This is a genomic window from Streptomyces sp. NPDC038135 (assembly GCF_055601245.1).
In genome coordinates, this window is the sequence record NZ_JBVJXS010000005.1 from 392038 (window position 1) to 411174 (window position 19137).

The window sequence follows — 19137 nt, forward strand, 5'->3', positions numbered from 1 at the left end:
TACCCCTGTGGCCTCCACGCTATCGCCCCCGCGCGGGGAGCGGCCCCCCGGTGTCAGGACCCGGCGGTGCGGCACAGCAGGATGCAGACGTCGTCGTCGCGTTCGGAGTCGTGCACCAGGGGCTTGAGCAGCGACTCGGCGCACCCGTCCAGGTCGTCCAGCACGGACTCGTCCAGTGCGGCCAGGGTCCGGCCGAGCAGTTCGATGCCCGGGTCGATGCCCTGGGACCGCCGCTCCACCAGACCGTCGGTGTAGAGGACGAGCGTCGAGCCGGGCGGCAGCTCCGCCGTGTGGTCCTCGTACTCGAACGCGAGGGGCACTCCCAGCATGACGCCGGGTCTGGTGTCCAGCACGCGCACGGTTCCGCCGGGCGCGCGGACCAGCGCCGGGGGGTGTCCGGCGGCGGCCCACACGACCCGGGGGTCGCCGAGCCGGAACCGGGCGACCACGGCGGTCGCGTAGAGGTTCGGCTGCTGGTGGCGCAGCATGCGGTGCAGGCGGGTGAGGATGCGGGCGGGGCTGTCGTCCTCGAGCGCGTAGGCCCGCAGGGCGGTGCGCAGTTGGCCCATGATGACGGCGGCGCGCAGCCCGTGTCCGGTGACGTCGCCGACCACGGTCAGCAGGCTGCCGTCGGGGTGCGGGAAGGCGTCGTACCAGTCGCCGCCTATGTTGAGTCCGCGGGTGGCGGGGAGGTAGCGGGCCGCCAGTCGCAGCCCCTCGGCGGGGGGCAGGTCGGTGAGCTGGGCGCGTTGCAGCGCTTCGGCGGTGTCCCGGTGCTGTTCGTAGCGGCGGGCGTTGTCCAGGGCGATGGCGATGCGGCGGGCGAGCTCGACCAGCATCACGGTGGTGTCGGCGTCGAAGCGGTCGCCGGGCGCGGTGAGGGTGAGCACGCCCGAGGTGCGGCGCACGGTGAGGGGGATGCTCAGCAGCGGCCGGTCCGGGGACAGCGCGGAGGGCGGCAGGTCGTCGATGCCGGGGAGGGCGCCGGGGCGTGGTCCGGCGTGCTGGGGGCGCTCGTGGCGGGCGGCCGCGACCGCCGCGGCGGAGTGGGCGCCGGCCGCTTCGTCGAAGAGCCATATGTCGACCCCGCTCGCGTACTCGGGGACGAGCAGCTCCGGCAGGCACCGCAGGATGTCCTCCTGGTCGAGGGAGGCGGTGACGGCCGCGCTGGCGTCGGCGAGGAAGGTGAGCAGCCGCCGTGCCTTCTCGGCCTCGCCTCGCGCGGCCCGTTCGGCGTCGAGCAGTGCCCGCTGGGTGCGCGCGGCGGCGTCGAGTTCGGCGTGCAGGGCGAGCACGCCCTGATTCGTCTGGTGCAGTTCCTCGCGGTGCAGGCGGAGCTGCCGCTCCGTCTCGTCCAGCCGGCGCAGGGCCGCCGCGGTCCGCTCGTCCGCCGCCAGGACGGCTTCCGCGGGCGCGGTCCCTTCGGGTTCCGCCGGGCGGGCGTCCGGCGCGGTCACGGGCGGCCGGCCGGGCGGTCGCAGGCCAGGACGGCCACGCAGGTGTCGTCGCGCACGGGGCTGGCGGCGCTGCTGGCGTCCCGCAGGACGGTCGCCGCGATCACGGCCGGGTCGTGGCCGAGCAGACCGGGGTCCTCGGGCGGCGCCCACCGGCTGGGCAGACCGTCGCTGTGCAGCACGAGGAGGCTGCCCGGCCGCCAGGGCAGCCGTTGCACGGGCACGGTCGCGGGGAACTGGGCGCCGACGATGCCGGGGTGGGAGACGAGGTGCTGCCACGTGCCGCCGGTGTGCAGCCGGGCGCCGATGTTGCCGACCCCGGCGAAGGTCAGTTCCCCGCTGTCCGTGTCCAGTTGGGCCACGGCGACGGCGGCTCCGCGGGTGGGTCGCAGCAGGGGGTGCATGTGGCGCAGGACCTCGTCGGGCGGCAGGCGCCCGGCGCCGTGCAGGGCGTCGACGGCCGCGTCGGAGGCGTGGGCGGCCCTAGCTCCGTGGCCGAGGCCGTCGGCGAGCATCAGGGTGGTGCGGGAGTCCGACCGGGCGCAGCTCCAGGCGTCCCCGGAGTGCTCGGCGCGGGCGAGCGGGATGTTGATCCCGCCGGCCGCGCAGGCGTCGCCGGTCCGCCGCGGGTTCTGGTGGACGCGGGCCACCGCGACGGTGCCCCGGCGGGTGCTGTACAGGTCGAACACGTCGGCGATGCGGCGGCAGGTGCCCAGGCCGGCGCCGAGGGACGCCTCGCTGGTGGTGTGGCCGTCCCGCAGGGCCGCGGCGACGTCGGGGATGCCGGGGCCGTGGTCCAGCGCGGCGAGCTGCACCCCCGGGCCGCGGGCGCCCGCCGTGGCGCGGTCGACGAGGTCGACCAGCACGGTGCCGCCGCCGGCGTGCTTGAGCAGGTTGGTCGCCAGCTCGGTGGCCACCAGGGCCGCGACCGCGGTGCGGTGGGCGTCCAGGCGGGCGTGGGAGCCGGCCTCCTCGGTCGCCACCCGGACGTCCCGGACGCGGGTGGAGTCGTGCACCGGGACGGTCCAGACGCGTGTCATCCCGACACCGGCCGGGGGGCGGGCGCGCCGGTGACCCAGGCGACGAGGGTGACGACGGTGCCCTCGCCGGGCGTGGTGTCGATGCTGAACTCGTCCACCAGCCGCCTGGCTCCGCTGAGTCCGAGGCCGAGGCCGCCGCCGGTGGTGTAGCCGTCGGTCGTGGCCAGCTCGACGTCCCGGATGCCGGGGCCGGTGTCGATGAAGGACAGCCGCAGTCCGCGCGTCGGCGTGTCGGTCAGCGGGGTGATCCGGGCCTCGCCGCCGCCGCCGTGGATCAGGGTGTTGCGGGCCAGTTCGCTGGCCGCGGTGACGAGTTTGGTCTGCTGCACGAGCCCGAAGCCGAGTTCGGCCGCGAACCGGCGCACCTGATGGCGGACCCATGCGAGGTCCGCGTCCGAGCCGATGGGCAGGCTCGTCGCGGTGTCGGGGTCGGGAGCCGCCGTCATGTGCGCCCCGCGGCTTCGCCCGGGCCGTGCGCGCGGCCGTCCCGCCGGAGCAGTTCGAGGGCACGGTCGACGTCGAGCGCGGTCGCCACGCCGGGCAGGGTCAGGCCCAGCTCGACCAGGGTGATCGCCACGGCGGGCCCCATCCCGCACAGGACCGTACGGGCGGCCAGCAGCCGGGCGTTGGCGGCGATCTCCGCGATGACGCGGCCGAGGAAGGAGTCGACCATGTCGACGCCGGAGACGTCGATGACCACACCGGTCGCCTCGCTGCGGGCCACGCGGTGGGCGAGGTCCTGCTGGAGCTGCTCGGCGACGCCGTCGTGCAGCTCCCCCTGGAGTGAGACCAGCAGGGTGTCCCCCAGCGCCAGGACCGGCACCGCGGCGAGGCTGCCCGGGAACGGGGCGGGGGCGGTCATCGCGGGTCCACGCCCGCCGGACGGCGGGAGACCTCGATGCCCTGCCGGGAGAGGGCGTAGGCCAGGGCGTCGGCCAGCGAGCTGCGGGTGACGACCGTGCCGAGGTCGATGCCGAGGTGCACGATGGTCTGCGCGATGGCCGGGCGGATGCCGGAGACGACGCACTCGGCGCCCATCAGACGGGCCGCCGCGACCGTCTTCATCAGGTGCTGCGCGACGAGCGAGTCGACCGTGGGCACGCCCGTGATGTCGAGGATCGCGTACCGGGCCCGCTGCTCCACGATGGCCTGGAGCAGCGACTCCATGACCACCTGGCTGCGGGCGCTGTCCAGGGTGCCGATCAGGGGCACCGCGACGACGCCCTCCCAGAGGCGGATCACGGGGGTGGCCACTTCGAGCAGTTGCTGCCGCTGCCGCGCGATCAGTTCCTCGCCCGCGTTGACGGTCGTCTCCATGATCACCAGGCGCAGGGTGCCCATCAGGACGGTGAGCGCCAGCAGGATCTCGCGCGCATCCTCGCCGGAGGGCTCCGGGGACTCGCCGCGCAGCAGCTCCGCGGTCGCCGTCCGCAGGCCGGCGGCCTCGTCCGCGATCTGGGCGGGGGTGTGTCCGCTGCGGGCCCGGGAGGCGGCCATGCGTCCGAGCTGCTCGCGGGCCGAGTCGAAGCCGGGGGCCGCGACGTCCTCCAGCCTGCCGGTCGAGGCCACGTCCGCGAGAGCGTCCACCACGGCCTTGCAGGCGTCCACGGCCTCGTCGCGGGAGACGGTGAAGACGGTCCTGAAGAGCGGCGCGTCCGCCCAGCGCTGGGCGATCTGCTCACGGCGGCGCTCCAGGAAGACTCCCAGCTCCCGCGCCGCCGACTCGGCTTCCGCCCGCTCCGACACTCGCATCATCTCCCATTGGAACAGGCGGTTGCGCCAAGACGGCACACCTCAGCCAATTATTGCCTCATGACAAGCATTAACCCGGCACCCGCCCCGGAAACGACACAGCATCGTCACATTCGCGACGACGCGTCCGGCGGCACGCACCTGCGGCCCGTTCAGCGTCCGCGCCAGTCCAGACACACGACCAGGGCGTCGTCCTCCGGCGCGGGCTGTCCGCGATGGCCGGTCAGCTCCCTCAGGATGGCACGCGGCACCTCGGCGGCCGGCAGCAGGCGGGTGGACATGACCGCCCGGGCCAGCGCGGCGTCCCCGTACGCCTCTCCGAGCGGCGAGGCGACCTCGTAGACCCCGTCGCTCACGAAGACCAGCCGGTCGCCGGGCTCCACCTGGAACTCCTGGGCCACGTAGTCGGTCTCCTCGAACATGCCCAGCGGGAGCTGCGCCTCGAAGGTGACGCGCTCGACCACGCCGTCGCGCAGCCGCAGCAGCTGCGGCGAACCGGCGTCCACCACCTTCGCCCGGCCCGTGGCGAGTTCGAAGTCGAACATCAGCACCGAGAGATAGCAGCGCCCCCGGTAATGGGCGTACACCGCCTGATCGGCCAGCGCGGACTGGTCGGGCAGCGCGAGACCGGCCCGCCGGGCGTTGCGCAGGGCGTTGATGGCGAGGTTCGTCAGCAGGGAGGCCTCTATGCCCTCCCCCATGCCGTTGGTGACGTAGAGCATGAGACGGTCGGCGGTGGCGGACCAGTCGAAGTTGTCGCCGTAGATCGCGTAGGCGGGCTCCAGCTGCGCGCCGAGTTCGAACTCGGGACGGGCGCAGGAGCGGCCGGGCAGCAGCTGCCACTGCATCTCGGCGGCCAGCGTCAGCCGGTCCTTGCGCCGCGCCTGCATGTACACGTCCGTGTCGCGTTCGGCCACGACCACCTCGTGCCCGAGCACCTCGGCGATGTCCGCCAGCTCCTCCAGCAGGCCGGGCGCGAGGTCCCCGTCCGGCAGGGCGACCGACAGCACGCCCAGCCGGTCCCCCCGCACGGTGACCGGGAGATGGACGCGCGCGGAGCCGTCCTTGACGCTCTCCACGAACGGCTCCTGGGCGCCGAAGGCGCGGCCGACCGGGCTGTTGTGCAGCGACACCGGCTCCGCGGTGTGCGGCAGCTCCGACACCGGCTGGAGGACGGTGAGACCGTAGTCGGCCAGGAGCAGTTCGACGGACTTCGCCGCGTACTCCTCGGCCAGCACCCGGCGCACGGCGTCGAGCAACTCGTCCGGGGCCGCTCTGCGCAGGGCGCGCTCGGCGGTCACAAATCTGTTCACGATCTTAGATACACCCATCCTTCGGCGGACATATGCGGATCCCGCCCGGGCCGGACCGGGCCGGCCGTCCGAACCATCTGTTGCCAACACCGGCACCTAGTACGCTGGCCACCGTCCCAGGTGCCTGCGAGAGTGTGACGGTGACTGTCTTCCGCCCCCGCCCAGAGCCTGTCGAGGTCGCCCACCTGACCTTGACGGCCGTGGAGTTGCTGGAAGTGCTGTGGGGCCGGGCGTCGACCGCACCGGCCTCTCCGTCCCAGATGCGCGTCCTGCTGATGCTGGAGCACCAGGACGGCATCAATCTGCGCACACTCGCCGATTCTCTCGCCTCCACGCCCCCGTCCACCAGCCGGCTCTGCGACCGGCTGGTCGCCGCCGGCTTCGTCGAGCGCGCCATCAGCCCCGCCGACCGGCGCGAGGTACGGCTGCATCTGAGCAACCGCGGCCGGGCCTTCCTCGACGATCTGCGCGCGCGTCGGGAGAAGGAGCTGCAGGCGGTGCTGGAGCAGATGCCCGCCGCCAAGCGGACCGCCCTCCTCGAAGGGCTGGAGGCGTTCTGCGACACGGCTGCGGCGCAGATACACCACGACGCCCCGCGCGCCGGCGACCGGACGGCCTGAGCCCAGGGCGCGGCCGCCGACGGCTCCGCTGTGACGGGGCTCGGGCGGCCGGTACACGGAGTGATCTCCGCCCACCGGAACATTGCGGATCCTTCCCCGTGCGGTACGACTGGGCTACTTTGTTGCCTCACGGCTATAGTTGTCAAACGGCAACTGTTGGGGAGTGGGAAGCGGCGGGCCCGTAACGGGGGGAGCGAACGCGCGGAGGGTGACGACGAGACCCGCCGGCCCGGACGGCCGGCGGGTCCGCGAGGATCAGACGGTGCTGAGCATGCCTTCGCGCAGCCGGCCGAGGAGACGCGAGATCAGCCGGGAGACGTGCATCTGCGAGACGCCGAGGCGCTCGCCGATCTGGGCCTGGGTGAGCTCCTCGACGAAGCGCCAGTGGATGATCTTGCGGTCGCGCTCGTCGAGTTCGGCGATGAGCGGGGCGAGCGAGTGGAAGTCCTCGATCAGACCGAGGGCGGCGTCCTCGTTGCCGATGAAGTCCGCGAGCGCGGCCTCGCCGTCCTCGCTGCCGCCGATCGTCGCGTCCAGGGAGGCGGAGGTGTAGCCGTTGGAGGCGAGCTGGGCCTCGACGACCTCGCTCTCCGGCAGGCTCATCAGCTCGGACAGCTCCTTGGTCGTCGGCGTCCGGCCGAGGCGGCTGCGCAGCTCCTCGTTGGCGCGGGCGAGCTGGACCCGGGCCTCCTGCAGGCGCCGGGGCACGTGCACGGCCCAGGAGGTGTCGCGGAAGAACCGCTTGATCTCGCCCACGATGTACGGGACGGCGAACGAGGTGAACTCGACCTCGCGGGACAGCTCGAACCGGTCGATCGCCTTGATCAGGCCGATCATGCCGACCTGGACGATGTCCTCCATCTCCTCCGCGCCCCGGCTGCGGAACCGGCCGGCCGCGTAGCGGACGAGGGACATGTTCATCTCGATGAGCGTGTTGCGCGCGTACTGGTACTCGGGCGTGCCCTCCTCCAGTACCGTCAGCCGGTCGAAGAACTGCTTCGAGAGCTCACGTGCGTCCTTCGGTGCGATCTTGGAAGGGTCCGCGATCTCCGGTACGTCCACCGTCTGTCCAGCGGTCCGTACGGCCGTCGTCACCATCCTGCGCCCCTCCCGTGTCGGTCATGCTGCCTGCGCCGGCACATCACCCGGCAAGCAGGCGCATACCCCGGCCTTCGGTGGGCATTCCTCGAATCTTCCTCGATTCACGCCCGGCCCTCCACCATTCTCACACCCGTCTTCACCTGCACCACACCACTCAGCCGGTACCGAGTCCGGCGGCCGGCGGCCGGCGGCGGCCAGGACGCCTCGAACCCGCCCTCGGCCGCGGGTGGCGGTGCCAGCGGGTGATCTGCAAGGCTTTCTCTTTCCTCACGGTCGGTACGGATCCGGTCGGTACGCAACCGGGGGCGGGGTACGGGTCAGGGCTTGAGGAGAGCCTTGACGGCGCGGCGCTCGTCCATCGCCCGGTAGCCGTCGGCGACCCGCTCCAGGGGCAGGGTGAGGTCGAAGACCTTGCCCGGGTCGATCCGCCCCGACAGGACGCGGTCGATCAGGTCGGGCAGGTAGCGGCGCACGGGCGCGGGGCCGCCGCGCAGCCCGACGTGCGAGAAGAACAGCTCCTGGCCGTCGACGGCGACCTCGTGCGGGACGCCGACGAAGCCGACGTTGCCGCCGGGCCGCGTGGAGTGCAGGGCCTGCCGCATGGACTGAGCGGTGCCGACGCACTCCAGGACGCTGTCGGCGCCGATGCCGTCGGTCATCTCCTTGATCCGGGCGATGCCCTCGTCGCCGCGCTCGGTGACGATGTCGGTGGCGCCGAAATCGCGGGCGAGCTTCTGCCGGGACTCGTGACGGCTCATGACGATGATCCGCTCCGCGCCCATCTCCTTCGCCGCGATCACCGCGCACAGCCCGACCGCCCCGTCGCCGACCACCACGGCGGTGGAGCCGGGCCTCACCTCGGCGGCCTCGGCGGCGTACCAGCCGGTGCCCATCACGTCGGAGACGGCCAGCAGACCCGGCCAGAACTGCTCGTCCGGCACCTCGTCGGTCGCGACCAGGGTCCCCTGGGCGTTGGGGATGCGCACGTACTCGGCCTGGCAGGTGCTCATGAACTCACGGTTCAGGCAGTTCGACTGGAAGCCGTTGCGGCAGTTCGGGCAGGTGTTGTCCGAGGTCGCGAACGAGCCGACGACGAACTGGCCGGGCCTGACCGCGGTGACCTCGGAGCCGACCTCCTCGACGAATCCGACGTACTCGTGCCCCATGGGGTGGGCCTCGTCGGTCGCGTCCAGCCCGCGCCAGGGCCAGAGGTCGGAGCCGCACACACAGGTGACGGCCGTGCGGATGACCGCGTCCGTCGGCTTCACGATCCCGGGGTCGTCCAGGGTCTCGAAGCGCACGTCGCCGGGGGCGTGAATCACTGCTCCGCGCATGGGGGGAATTCCTTGTCGTTCGTGGGGCTGGTGCGGTGCGAGGGGTGCCTCTCCTCCAGGTAACCGCCCATCCCGGCGGTCAGCGAGTCACGGGTGAGAGGTGTACCGGGGGTACACCCCTCCCTCGGCGGGTACGCCGTACGGTCGAAGGCATGGACAACCGCGAGGAGGTCCGCGAGTTCCTCACCTCGCGGCGAGCGAAGATCACCTCCGGGCAGGCGGGGCTGCCCGCCGGGTCCCGGCGGCGGGTGCCGGGCACATGGCGGTGGCCATCCTGCGCCGCGAGGCCGGCCGCGACCCGCACGACAAGGCCCTGCACGACCTGGTCGGGGAACTGTCCACCCGCTGCGAGGGTTTCCGCACCCGCTGGGGCGCCCACGACGTCCGCCGCCACGGCACCGGAACCAAGCGGTTCCGCCACCCCGCGGTCGGCGACCTCACCCTCGCCTACGAGGCGCTGGACCTGGCGGCCGAACCCGGGCTCAGCATGACCGTCTGCACCGCGGAACCCGGCTCCCCCTCCGAAGAGGGACTGCGCCTGCTCGCCTCCCTGGCCGCCACCGAGCACGCCAGCCCGGCGGCGGGACACCCCGCCGGCTGACCCGCCCCGACCCGCCGGTCCGACTCAGCCCACTCCGCGGCCGCTGACGGCAAGGCGCGTGGTGACGCGCTCCGCGCACTGCCGTGGCGCGGAGGCGAACAGTTCCTGCGCCCCGAGGAGGGTGAGCAGCCTGTCGATCACCGGGTTGCTCCTGCGGATGACCACCGTCTTGTCCTGCTCCAAGGCGCTGCGCCGAAGCTCGAGGAGGACCTCCAGTCCGGCGCAGTCGCAGAAGTCCAGCCGGCTCAGGTCGAGGTCCACTCCACTCGTCGGACCGGCCAGCACCTCACGCAGGTCCGCACGAAGCAGCTTGCCCGAGTCGAGGTCGAGTTCCCCTCGGACCGTCACCCGGATCCGGTCGCCGCGCCAGGTGCACGACACGCCTGCCCGGCCCGGCGGCAACGGCTCGTCGTTCTCGGTGCACCGACCGGGCCACCCCGACGTTCTGAGGGACGGGGCCTGCTCGCAAGGGTCATGCATGGCTCACTCCCTCATGCGCCACTGACGTCCGGGGCGGCATTGCCCTCCGCGGCCCAGACACGTCAACTGATGCATGAACTGTAGTACGTGTTTTTGAGTGCGTGAACACCGGGTCGTAAACTCCCGGCATGGATGGAGTGCCCGAGCCACACAACGGATGGACTTTCCTGACGAACCACGCCCGCGTACTGGCTGCCATCGCGGACAACCAGAACGCCCGGATCAGGGACATCGCCGCGTACTGCCGCCTCACCGAACGGGCCGTGCAGAAGATCATCGCCGACCTGGAACAGGACGGTTACCTCTCCCACACCCGCGAGGGACGCGGCAACACCTACCGGATCGACCCCACGAGGATCCTCCGCCATCCCGCCGAAGCCAGCCTCGGCGTGACGGTGGCCTCACTCCTCTCCCTGCTCGCGCAGGACGAAGCCCACCGTACGGGCCCGTCCACCGAGCGAGCGACCGGACCGGCGTTGCGCTGAGTACGCGGCCGTTCACGAGCGCTTGGTCAGGACGCACCAGTTCATGTCGTCGGGATCCCCCACGGTCAGGCCCACCAGCAAGCGCCCCTCGTCCCGGTACAGGTCGAACGGGGTTGTCTCATTCCCTATGGTCACATCGAGTTCCTGCTCAGCGCGGGATCCGTCGATCTCCCAGGTGCCGTCGCCGCCGCCTCTGTGCGTGACCTTGCCGTCCAGGTCCATCTCGGTAGGCATGCCGGTGACGGACGCCGAGCCGTCCCGCTTCAGGGTCAAGGTGGTGTCGCAGTCCCGGGCACGCCAGGTGCCTACGAGCTGGGAGCCGTGGACGTTCTTCGCAGGCGGGTAGCCGCCCCATCCCGTGCATGCGGAGACCGACAGAACCGTCAGGGCCGACATCAGCGCCCACTTCCCTGCTCGGCTGTACATCGGGCCCCCTTCGCACTGGTGGCCCGATCGTACTGATCGTTTCCGAATGATCTCGGTCCGCATCGGCGCCTCGTGCGGCTTCCCGTGCCTGCCTCGGCGCATCACTGCCCTGGAGAGCCCCGAGGCCGGCGGGGCCGCCGCTCGCACGGCGTCCGCCCACGCCCGGCGATCACAGCGTCCGCCCTCCCCCTCAGCGGTCACCGGCCCGGGCTCGTCAGTCCCGGCGCCGCTCCGGAGCGGTGGCGGTGATGACCAGGGCCGCCTGGTCGTCGTCCACGTCACGGCCCGCCACGAAGTCGCGGACGTCCTCGGCCACGGTCCGCACGACGTCGGCCGCGGTCGGCCGGCGCGGTGCGGAGGCCAGGGCCTCGGCAAGACGGGCGTCGCCGTACTGTTCGGCGCCGGCGGCCCGGCACTCGGTGATGCCGTCGGTGTACAGCAGCAGGCTCTCGGCCGGGCGGAGCGTGAAGCGGCGCGCGGCGAGCCTGGTGGGGATGCCGATGCCGAGCAGCCCGCCGGACGCCTCGACCGTGCCGACCACGTGGTCGGCGTCCAGCAGGAGCGGCAGCGTGTGCCCGGCCCGGACCAGATGGACGTCGAGCCCGTCGGCCGTCGGCGCGAGATGGCCGTAGACGAGGGTGACGAAGCCGTTGTTCTGGTGGCTGTGGCGGTCGTTCAGGGCCTTGTCGACCGCCTTGACGACGTCGACGGGATCGTCCAGCAGCGGGGCGACGGCGCGCGCGGTGTGGCGGACCAGGGCGGTCGTGGTGGCGGCCATGGCGCCGCGCCCGCAGACGTCCCCGAGGATGAAGGCCCAGCTGCCGTCGCCGCGGTCGAAGACGTCGTAGAAGTCGCCGCCTATCTCCAGGCCCTCGCCGGCCGGGTGGTAGGAGGCGGCGAGCTGGGCGCCGGGGACCTCGGGCAGGTCGGGCAGGAGCAGGCCGGTCTGCAGGTCGCGGGCGAGGGCCGCGCGCTGCGTGTACTGGCGGGCGTTGCGGGCGGCCGAGGCGGCGCGGCGGGCCAGTTCCTCCGCCAGGGCGACCCGGTGGCCGTCGAAGCTGTGCCCGTCCGTGGAGAGCAGGGTCAGCGCGCCGAAGGGCCGTCCCCGGTCCATGAGGGGCACGCACACGTATCCGGTGGCGCCCAGATCGCGCCAGGGACCGGGACCGGTCGGGGTACGGCGGGCCACTTCGGTCAGGCCGGAGGCCAGGACCCGGGCGACCGGGTCGTCGGCGTCGTGGGCCGGGGAGTGGGCGGCGAGCAGGGTGCGCGCCTCCTCGGTCGGGCCGGCGGTCGCCACCCGCTGCACGCGTCCGCTCTCCACGACGTCCACGGCGGCCAGCGGCGCCAGGGCCGGGCCGGCCAGGGTGGCCAGCCGCTGCAGGGTCTGCCTCTCGTCCAGTCCGCCGGACAGCGCGGTGCTCGCGGTCAGCAGGAAGGCGAGGTCGTCGCGGGCGGCCTTCTCGCGGGCCTCCGCCGTCCGCCGGGCCTGCTCGATGTGGTGCCGCTCGATGGCGAGGGCGGCGGTGTCGGCGAAGGCGCCGGCGAGGGCCAGATCGGTGCCCTGGGGGGTCCGGGGCGTGCGGTGGTACATCGCGAAAGTGCCCAGCAGCCGTCCGTCGCCCGCCATGACCGGGGTCGACCAGCAGGCGGCGAGCCCGGCCCGGCCGGCCAGGACGCGGAAGTCGTCCCACAGCGGGTCGGTGGCGATGTCGGCCACGATCACGGTCCGGCGCCGGTGGGCGGCGGTGCCGCAGGAGCCGACCCCTTCGCCGGCGGCGATGCCGTCGATGGCCTGGTTGTAGTGGTCGGGCAGGCTGGGGGCCGCGCCGTGGCGGAGGTGACGCCCGTCCTCGTCGGCCAGCAGGACCGAGACGAGCACGTCGGGGCAGAGTTCCTCGATCGCCCTGCACATGCCGTCGAGCACGTCGTGCAGCGGCGCCTGCCGCGCGATCTGCTCCAGCAGCGCGCGCTGCTCGGCGGCCAGGCGCCGGGCGTGTTTGGCCTGGGTGGTCTCGACGCCGATCATCCGTACGCCGATGACGTTGCCGCCGACGTCGCGGCGGGCCTCGTAGGTGAAGTCGAAGTACGACTCCTGGGCCTGGTCGCCGACGCCGATGACGACACGGGCGTCGCGGCCCACGTGCCGTTCGCCCGAGCGGTACACCTGGTCGAGGAGCCCGATGAACCCCTGCGCCGTCAGCTCGGGCATCAGCTCCGCCAGCGGCACGCCGGTGCGTTCCCGCTGCCCACCGCCGATGGCCGCGAAGAAGGCGGGGTTCGCCGCCTCCAGCACGTGCGCGGGCCCCGCCATGGACGCGAACAGCGCGGTGGAGGTCCCGAACAGCATCGACAGGTCGTCGTCCACGCCGCGCGCCGCCTCGGACGCGCTGACACCGCCCGTCGACCGGCGCTCACGCTCAGCCGTCATCTCGCCCCCCTTCGCAGGTGACTGCCCCGTTTTCCCGGGGACCATCGTCTCCCAGGCGCCGCTGGACGCGGCACGCAGGGTCTTGTGCCACGGACGGCCGGTTCCAGACATCCCGGAGCGGAACCGGGCCTGGCCGGGTGCCGGGCGCCGGGGCCCGCGGGCCGGCGGCGCGCCCGGCGACGTCAGTCGCCGGCACCGGCGCCTTCGCCCGCGCGGCCCGGTGCGCACCCGGTGGTCCGGCCGGCCAGCGCGTCGGCGACGGTGGTGTGGATCGGCATCAGCTCGGAGATGCCGGTCATGGTCACCATGCGCGTGAGGCGGTCGGGGACGTCCGCGAGCCGGAGCGAGCCGCCCGCCTGCTGGGTGGTGTGCAGGAGGCCGATGAAGGTGCTGAGGCCGGTGGAGTCGACGAAGTCGACGTGTGCCAGGTCCAGCACGATATGCGGCACGCCCTCCGCCACGACGGCCAGGGCGTGCGCGCGCAGGGTGGCCGACGTGTGCAGGTCCACGTCTCCGGAGACGCTGACGACGGCGGTGCGGTCGACGGGGTACTGGACGGTCACGTCCAGGGTCTCGGTCATTTCGGTCATCACTCCTGGCCGGAAGGCTCGGGCACGGTGGTGGCGGACGGGGTGGCGCTCACGCCGTCGTCGGGCGGTACGGGTCCGGCGGGGCTCCGCGTCACACCGGTCATGGCCGCGGCGGGTCGTCGCCGAGACCGTGGACGGTGACGAGACCGGCGAGGCCCGAGACCGTCAGGACGGGCTCCAGCAGCGGCGTGACGACGAGCTCCAGTCGGTCGGCGTGGGCGAAGAGCACGCTCAGCCCCGCGCTGTCGAGGTACTCCACGGCCGTCAGGTCGAGGACGAGGGGGCCGGAGCCGCGGTCCAGGGCGTCGGCCAGGGAGCCGACGTTGCTCATGTCGATCTCGCCGCCGACGACGAGACGCGGAGTCCCGTCCGGGCGTCTGCCGGAGGTGAGCGTCAGGGGGGTGGTCATCCGGAGATCCTCATCTGCATGTCGACGGTGGTGCCGCTCGGGCCGGGGGTGATGCTGACGTGCTGCATCAGGGCGCGCATGAGGGCCACGCCCCGGCCGCGGTGGGCGTTGCGCTCGGGCTGGGGAGCCTTCCACCGGCCGCTGTCCGCCACGGTCAGGAGCAGGTTGTCGACGAGGGCCTCGGCGCGCAGCCGCACGGCCTCCCCCGGGGCGTGCCGGTGGCCGTGCTCGATCGCGTTGGCGCACGCCTCCCCGGCCGCGACGAGGACGTTCTGCACGGTGTTCGGCGGGAGGTCGCACTGGGCGAGCCAGCTGCGCAGCGCCTGGCGGACCGGCGCGAGCTGGGACGACTCGGCCGGGAAGGAGATCTCCAGCGGCGCCGGGTGGCGGTAGAGCAGCAGGGCCACGTCGTCGTCGTAGCCGTCGGCCGGGGCGAGCTTGGCCATGATGTCGGTGGCGAGATCGTCGATGGGCGAGTCGCGACCGTCCTGCACGGCGTCGCCGGCCTGGTCGATGCCGGCGCTGAGCGGACGCCGGCGGCGCTCCACGAGACCGTCGGTGTACAGCAGCAGCGTGGCCCGCGCGGGCAGGGTGCAGGCGGCCTCCGGGCGCTGCCTGCCCGGCCGTACCGCCAGCGGCAGGGAACGCCCCTCGTCCAGCAGCCGGACGGTGCCGTCGGGGTGCGCGAGGATGCCCGGCGGGTGTCCGGCGCTGGAGTAGGTCAGTTTCCCCGTGGCCGGCTCGAGGACACCGCAGAAGACCGTCGTGCACGGGGCGCCGGGAACGCTCGCGGCGAACTGGTCGAGGGCCATCAGCGTCCGGGAGGGGCTGGCGTCCTGCAGCATCAGCGCGCGGCAGGCGCTGCGCAGCTGCCCCATGACGCTGGCCGCTTCCAGGCCCCGCCCGACGCAGTCGCCCACCACGATGCCGATCCGCCCGTCCGGCAGCGCGACGGTGTCGTACCAGTCGCCGCCCACCTCCAGCGGCCGGGTGGCGGGCTCGTAGCGCACGGCGAAGCCGTCCGGGAGCCGGGCCGGGCCCAGGATGGCGCGTTGCAGCGCGATCGCGGTCTCGCGCTGCTGGTCGATCTGGTGCGCCCGTACCAGGCCCTGCGCGAGGTGCCCGGCCAGCAGGGAGAGCAGGAGCTGGTCCTCGGAGGTGAAGGGCCGGTGCTCGCCCAGATCGATCCACAGGACCAGCGGCCCGTCGGGGTGTTCGAGCAGGACACCGGCGCCGCTGTCCTCGGTCGCCGGGGTGAGCGAGGGCTGACCGCGCAGCGCGGCGAGCGCGTCCCGCCGCGCGGGGGGCAGGTCCTCCCACCGCAGGCTGCCGTCCGTGGCGGTGAGGGACGGGGTGTCGCCGCGCCCGAAGACGGCGGCCATGACGCTCCGCGCCCGCCACGCGGTCCTGAGCTCCCCGAGGGCCCCGGCGAGCGCCTCGGGCAGACTCGCGGCCGCGGACAGGGTCGTGCTCAGCGCGGCCAGTGCCGTCTCGCGCTGGACGGCGTAGTGCTCGGCGGTGACGTCGCGGAAGGTGCCGACGGTGACCCGCCGCCCCGTGTCGGGGTCCTCGGCCTTGTTGTAGGTGACGGTGACCCACAGCCGGTGGCCGTCCCGGTGGGTGACGGGGACGGTGTACGAGCCCTGCTCGCGTTCCAGCAGGCCCGCGAAGGCGTCCCCGACCTGGCGGTGCGCCTCGGGGTCGGTGGCGGCCTCGGGCCACCACGGCTGCATGGGCGCGTAGGGCAGGTTCTCCGGGCCGTACCCGAGAATGTCGGTGAACGCGGCGTTGATCTCCACGACGGCCCCGGACTCGTCGCAGACGAAGAAGGCCTCCTGCAGGGAGTCGATGAGCGCCGTCCGCCAGCGCACGTGGTGGCCGCGCAGCCGGGCCAGTTCGACGTTCGCGCGTACGCGCGCCAGGAGCTCGGCGGCGGCGAAGGGCTTGACCAGGTAGTCGTCCGCGCCCGCCTGGAGCCCCTCGATCGACGCCTCCTGCCCGGCCCTGGCCGACAGCAGCAGCACGGGCACCGAGGCGGTGCGCGGGTCGCCGCGCAGCCTCGCCACCATTTCCAGCCCGTCCATCCGGGGCATCATCACGTCGCTGACGACGAGGTCGGGGATGTCCCGGCGGGCGGAGACCAGCGCTTCGGCGCCGTCGGTGACGGCGGTGACCTCGTATCCCGCTCCGGCGAGGATGCGGGTGAGGTACTCGCGCATGTCGACGTTGTCGTCGGCCAGCAGCACCCGGGCGCCCGATCCGCGCACGGAGCCGTACACGGTGGCGCTCGTCCCGGCCCGCCCCACCGAGTCGTCGGCCGCCGCGCCGGGCTCGCCGTCCGGAAGCCAGCGCATGGCCTCCAGGACGTAGGGGTCGGCGGCGGACGTCTGTGTGCCGCCCGCTTCCGGCGCCACGCACTCGGGAGCCAGGTGGGCGGTGCCGAACGGCAGCCGGATGGTGAAGGCGGTGCCCTCGCCCTCGCCGCTCTCGGCTTCGATCGTGCCGCCGTGCAGACCGACGAGTTCCCGCACCAGGGCCAGCCCGATGCCGCTGCCCTCGTTGGAGCGGGAGCGGGTGTTCTCGATGCGGTGGAAACGCTCGAACAGCCGCGGCATCTCCGCCTCCGGCACCCCGACACCGGTGTCGGCGACGGTGACCACGGCGTGATCGCCCGCCGCGCGCACCCGGACGCGGACAGCGCCGTCGAAGGTGAACTTCAGCGCGTTGCTCAGCAGGTTGAGGACCACCTTCTCCCACATGCCGCGGTCCACATACACCGGCTCGTCCAGGGGCGGGCAGTCCACGTCGAAGGCGAGCCCGGCCCGTTCCATCGCCGAGCGGAAGACGCTGGACAGCTCGGCGGTCACCGCCGCCAGGTCGACCGGTTCGTACCAGGCCTGCATACGGCCGGCCTCGATCCGGGAGAAGTCCAGCAGGGTGTTGACCAGCTTGCCCAGCCGCAGCCCGTTGCGGCGGATGACGTCCAGCTCCTGGACGACCCGGCCGTCCGCGTCGGCGAGCCGGGTGTGGAGTTCCTCCACCGGGCCCATGATCAGGCTCAGCGGGGTCCGGAACTCGTGGCTGATGTTGGAGAAGAAGGTGGTCTTGGCCCGGTCCAGTTCGGCGAGCTCCTCGGCGCGCCGTTGCTGCGCCTGGTAGCTGCGGGCGCTGCCGATGCCGGAGGCGATGTGGCCGGCGGTCAGCTCGACGAACCCCTGGTAGCCCTCGTCCAGCACGCGGTACCGGTCGAGTGCCGCCACGAAGAAGCCGTAGGGGGCGCTGCCCTGCTGCAGGAGCGGGACCGCGAGCGCCTGCACGGGGGGCTCGGGCCAGTCCCCCGTGGGCAGGCCGGCGAAGGCCTCACCGGTCAGGGGCACCACGGCCGCCTCGCCGCCGGCCAGCAGCGCGGCCGGCCACACGCCGCCGGGCTCGCCGACCGGGAGGACGGCGGGCGCGACGGGGTGGCCGGGGGCGATCCCGCTCGTTCCGGCCAGCCGGGCGGTGTCGCCGTCGAACAGGTACGTCAGGGTGAAGGGCAGGTCCTTGCGGTTGTGGCACAGCTGCCGGCCGGCGAAGGCCAGCACCTCCCGCTCGGTGCGGATCACGCTCGGGTCCGAGCCCAGGTCGCGCAGTGTGGCCATGCGCCGCTCGCCGATCACCCGGTCGGTGTCCTCGGTGACCACGCACAGCATGCCGACGACGGCGCCGGAGTCGTCCCGCAGCGGACTGTAGGAGAAGGTGTGGTAGGTCTCCTCGCTGTACCCGGAACGCTCCAGGAGCAGCAGCAGCCCCTCGTCCCAGGTGGCCTCGCCGGTGCTGAGCACGGTCTCTATGCGCGGGCCCGCGTCGCCCCAGACCTCCGCCCACACCTCGTTCGCGGGACGCCCCAGCGCCCACGGGTACTTGCGGCCCAGGGTGTCCCGCCGGTAGGCGGCGTTGCAGAAGAAGGTGAGCTGCTCGCCCCAGGCCATCCACATGGGAAAACGCGAGGACAGCAGGATGCTGACGGCCGTCCGCAGGCTCTGCGGCCACTCCTGCGGAGGGCCGAGGGGCGTGGCGGCCCAGTCCACCGCGGCCAGGTCGCGGCCCACCTCGGGGTCGGCGGCGAACACGCCGCCTTCCACCGCGGGACGCGGTCCGTGCCCAGCCTCGCCCGAAAGCCCCACGCGATCCCGTCCCCTCATGGTGGCCCGTGCGAGGGCCGCTTCATGCCGAACGCGCACACGAGGTTTCCGATCGTGTGCCCTATGCCCTGTCTGCCCCGGGATCGCCGTCCCACCCCGGCGGGTTTTCCACCGGCTCGCGGGGGCGCCGGCTCCAGGGCCTCGGCTGGCATTGTTCCAGACCCCGGCAGGGCCCGTTCCGCAGGGGGATGCGCGCGGCACGGGACGATCGGCCGGGCTGCCGGAGGATGATCCAGGCGAATCGGGAAACCTGTGCGGGTAGCGCATGCCGTCGATGCGCATGGGGACGAGGAGGCACGCTCCTCGCACGCGAGGACCGCCGGAACGGAGTCCGCCGCCCCGCCGTGACCGCTCACCGCACAGGAGGCCTGGTGAACGAGACAGAGGGCGCCCTCTCCATCAGCACGCGACCCTGCCCGTCGGGGCCGGTGGTACTGCGCCTGGCGGGAGAGCTGGACCACTACACGGGCCCCGGCCTCCGCACGGCCATGACGGAGCTGCTGAGCGGGCCCGGCGCGGACGTCATCGCCGACCTGTCGGCCCTCGACTACTGCGACTCCACGGGGATGACCGAGATCATCACGGCCCACCACCGCACCGAGGACAAGGGCTCCTCGTTCTCGGTGGCGGGGCTCAGCCCGGCCCTGACCCAGCTCTTCCGTGTGGCGGGCCTCGACCAGCTCCTCGCGGTGTACCCCAGCGTCGAGGAGGCGCTCGACGCCCTGGGCGCGAGCTGACAGGGACGCGGGCGCCCGGCTGACGCAGTGGAGCGGCTGCGCCGGGCAAACGCCCCGGCACAGCCGCTCGTCCTCGTGCCACGCGCCTGAGTCAGGCGAGCCCGCTCCCCCACCCGAAGCCGACCACCTTGCCTGCGCAGAGCCTTCGGGCATCCGGGCCGGCGCCGCAGAGGACGGGCG

Annotated in this window: 16 protein-coding genes and 2 pseudogenes; 4 read left to right on the top strand and 14 right to left on the bottom strand. The window is 73.2% G+C overall.

From position 1 onward, the window contains the following. Positions 1 to 53: 53 nt before the first annotated feature. From ACZ7JA_RS16520 to ACZ7JA_RS16545, 6 genes and pseudogenes are all read right to left on the bottom strand, one after another. Positions 54 to 1658, bottom strand: coding sequence for a PP2C family protein-serine/threonine phosphatase (locus ACZ7JA_RS16520; protein WP_470809010.1), 1605 nt, complete (start codon positions 1656 to 1658; stop codon positions 54 to 56). Then, positions 1544 to 2494 (bottom strand): annotated as a pseudogene (locus ACZ7JA_RS16525) (SpoIIE family protein phosphatase); the annotation flags it as partial. The gene ACZ7JA_RS16520 and the pseudogene ACZ7JA_RS16525, both read right to left, overlap by 115 nt. Next, positions 2491 to 2940: an ATP-binding protein gene (locus tag ACZ7JA_RS16530; RefSeq protein ID WP_470808838.1), complete on the bottom strand. Its 450-nt coding sequence runs from the start codon at positions 2938 to 2940 to the stop codon at positions 2491 to 2493. The gene ACZ7JA_RS16530 and the pseudogene ACZ7JA_RS16525, both read right to left, overlap by 4 nt. Then, positions 2937 to 3356, bottom strand: a complete 420-nt coding sequence (locus ACZ7JA_RS16535) for an STAS domain-containing protein (protein ID WP_351666603.1) — start codon at positions 3354 to 3356, stop codon at positions 2937 to 2939. Before ACZ7JA_RS16535 ends, ACZ7JA_RS16530 begins: the two co-directional genes overlap by 4 nt. Continuing rightward, on the bottom strand, positions 3353 to 4246 hold the full coding sequence (locus ACZ7JA_RS16540) for an STAS domain-containing protein (RefSeq protein WP_470809012.1): 894 nt from the start codon (positions 4244 to 4246) through the stop codon (positions 3353 to 3355). The genes ACZ7JA_RS16535 and ACZ7JA_RS16540 overlap by 4 nt, the downstream gene beginning before the upstream one ends. A gap of 152 nt (positions 4247 to 4398) precedes the next feature. Beyond that, positions 4399 to 5559, bottom strand: coding sequence for a PP2C family protein-serine/threonine phosphatase (locus ACZ7JA_RS16545; protein ID WP_450751394.1), 1161 nt, complete (start codon positions 5557 to 5559; stop codon positions 4399 to 4401). A gap of 185 nt (positions 5560 to 5744) precedes the next feature. Here ACZ7JA_RS16545 and ACZ7JA_RS16550 point away from each other — a divergent pair, with 185 nt between their 5' ends. Then, positions 5745 to 6179: a MarR family winged helix-turn-helix transcriptional regulator gene (locus ACZ7JA_RS16550; RefSeq protein WP_393429814.1), complete on the top strand. Its 435-nt coding sequence runs from the start codon at positions 5745 to 5747 to the stop codon at positions 6177 to 6179. Between the two features lie 255 nt (positions 6180 to 6434). Here the strand turns inward: ACZ7JA_RS16550 and ACZ7JA_RS16555 are convergent, their stop codons facing one another. Further along, positions 6435 to 7277 (bottom strand): RNA polymerase sigma factor SigF, encoded by an 843-nt coding sequence (locus ACZ7JA_RS16555; RefSeq protein WP_389447953.1) that lies wholly within the window; start codon positions 7275 to 7277, stop codon positions 6435 to 6437. Positions 7278 to 7597: 320 nt separating this feature from the next. Further along, positions 7598 to 8614 (bottom strand): zinc-dependent alcohol dehydrogenase family protein, encoded by a 1017-nt coding sequence (locus ACZ7JA_RS16560; RefSeq protein WP_470808841.1) that lies wholly within the window; start codon positions 8612 to 8614, stop codon positions 7598 to 7600. A 250-nt stretch (positions 8615 to 8864) separates the two neighbouring features. Between ACZ7JA_RS16560 and ACZ7JA_RS16565 the strand changes: the two are divergent. Beyond that, positions 8865 to 9215: pseudogene (locus tag ACZ7JA_RS16565) on the top strand (MmyB family transcriptional regulator); the annotation flags it as partial. A gap of 24 nt (positions 9216 to 9239) precedes the next feature. On the opposite strand, the gene ACZ7JA_RS16570 reads toward ACZ7JA_RS16565, so the two are convergent. Next, the gene (locus tag ACZ7JA_RS16570; protein ID WP_450745261.1) at positions 9240 to 9563 is read right to left on the bottom strand and encodes an STAS domain-containing protein; all 324 of its coding nucleotides are present in this window, start codon (positions 9561 to 9563) and stop codon (positions 9240 to 9242) included. A gap of 260 nt (positions 9564 to 9823) precedes the next feature. On the opposite strand from ACZ7JA_RS16570, the gene ACZ7JA_RS16575 reads away from it, so the two are divergent. Beyond that, positions 9824 to 10180, top strand: coding sequence for a helix-turn-helix transcriptional regulator (locus ACZ7JA_RS16575; protein WP_351666591.1), 357 nt, complete (start codon positions 9824 to 9826; stop codon positions 10178 to 10180). A 12-nt stretch (positions 10181 to 10192) separates the two neighbouring features. Here the strand turns inward: ACZ7JA_RS16575 and ACZ7JA_RS16580 are convergent, their stop codons facing one another. The 5 genes from ACZ7JA_RS16580 to ACZ7JA_RS16600 form a co-directional block, all read right to left on the bottom strand. Beyond that, positions 10193 to 10606, bottom strand: a complete 414-nt coding sequence (locus ACZ7JA_RS16580; protein ID WP_389447947.1) for a hypothetical protein — start codon at positions 10604 to 10606, stop codon at positions 10193 to 10195. Between the two features lie 214 nt (positions 10607 to 10820). After that, positions 10821 to 13037 carry a SpoIIE family protein phosphatase gene (locus tag ACZ7JA_RS16585; RefSeq protein ID WP_470808843.1) on the bottom strand — a complete coding sequence of 739 codons (2217 nt, stop codon included), beginning with the start codon at positions 13035 to 13037 and terminating at the stop codon, positions 10821 to 10823. Between the two features lie 182 nt (positions 13038 to 13219). Then, the gene (locus tag ACZ7JA_RS16590; protein WP_351666585.1) at positions 13220 to 13627 is read right to left on the bottom strand and encodes an STAS domain-containing protein; all 408 of its coding nucleotides are present in this window, start codon (positions 13625 to 13627) and stop codon (positions 13220 to 13222) included. A gap of 100 nt (positions 13628 to 13727) precedes the next feature. Then, on the bottom strand, positions 13728 to 14036 hold the full coding sequence (locus ACZ7JA_RS16595) for an STAS domain-containing protein (protein ID WP_351666583.1): 309 nt from the start codon (positions 14034 to 14036) through the stop codon (positions 13728 to 13730). After that, positions 14033 to 18148 carry a SpoIIE family protein phosphatase gene (locus ACZ7JA_RS16600; protein WP_470808846.1) on the bottom strand — a complete coding sequence of 1372 codons (4116 nt, stop codon included), beginning with the start codon at positions 18146 to 18148 and terminating at the stop codon, positions 14033 to 14035. Before ACZ7JA_RS16600 ends, ACZ7JA_RS16595 begins: the two co-directional genes overlap by 4 nt. 443 nt (positions 18149 to 18591) lie before the next feature. Between ACZ7JA_RS16600 and ACZ7JA_RS16605 the strand changes: the two genes are divergently transcribed. Then, positions 18592 to 18957 carry an STAS domain-containing protein gene (locus tag ACZ7JA_RS16605; protein ID WP_470808848.1) on the top strand — a complete coding sequence of 122 codons (366 nt, stop codon included), beginning with the start codon at positions 18592 to 18594 and terminating at the stop codon, positions 18955 to 18957. The last annotated feature ends 180 nt before the right edge of the window (positions 18958 to 19137 follow it).

What these genes read in the sequence shown, in the direction of transcription:
- ACZ7JA_RS16580 (WP_389447947.1), bottom strand. Translation starts at nt 10,606, where the DNA reads ATGTACAGCCGAGCAGGGAAGTGGGCGCTGATGTCGGCCCTGACGGTT.
- ACZ7JA_RS16595 (WP_351666583.1), bottom strand. Translation starts at nt 14,036, where the DNA reads ATGACCACCCCCCTGACGCTCACCTCCGGCAGACGCCCGGACGGGACT.
- ACZ7JA_RS16590 (WP_351666585.1), bottom strand. Translation starts at nt 13,627, where the DNA reads ATGACCGAAATGACCGAGACCCTGGACGTGACCGTCCAGTACCCCGTC.
- ACZ7JA_RS16560 (WP_470808841.1), bottom strand. Translation starts at nt 8,614, where the DNA reads ATGCGCGGAGCAGTGATTCACGCCCCCGGCGACGTGCGCTTCGAGACC.
- ACZ7JA_RS16530 (WP_470808838.1), bottom strand. Translation starts at nt 2,940, where the DNA reads ATGACGGCGGCTCCCGACCCCGACACCGCGACGAGCCTGCCCATCGGC.
- ACZ7JA_RS16535 (WP_351666603.1), bottom strand. Translation starts at nt 3,356, where the DNA reads ATGACCGCCCCCGCCCCGTTCCCGGGCAGCCTCGCCGCGGTGCCGGTC.
- ACZ7JA_RS16555 (WP_389447953.1), bottom strand. Translation starts at nt 7,277, where the DNA reads ATGGTGACGACGGCCGTACGGACCGCTGGACAGACGGTGGACGTACCG.
- ACZ7JA_RS16585 (WP_470808843.1), bottom strand. Translation starts at nt 13,037, where the DNA reads ATGACGGCTGAGCGTGAGCGCCGGTCGACGGGCGGTGTCAGCGCGTCC.
- ACZ7JA_RS16575 (WP_351666591.1), top strand. Translation starts at nt 9,824, where the DNA reads ATGGATGGAGTGCCCGAGCCACACAACGGATGGACTTTCCTGACGAAC.
- ACZ7JA_RS16540 (WP_470809012.1), bottom strand. Translation starts at nt 4,246, where the DNA reads ATGCGAGTGTCGGAGCGGGCGGAAGCCGAGTCGGCGGCGCGGGAGCTG.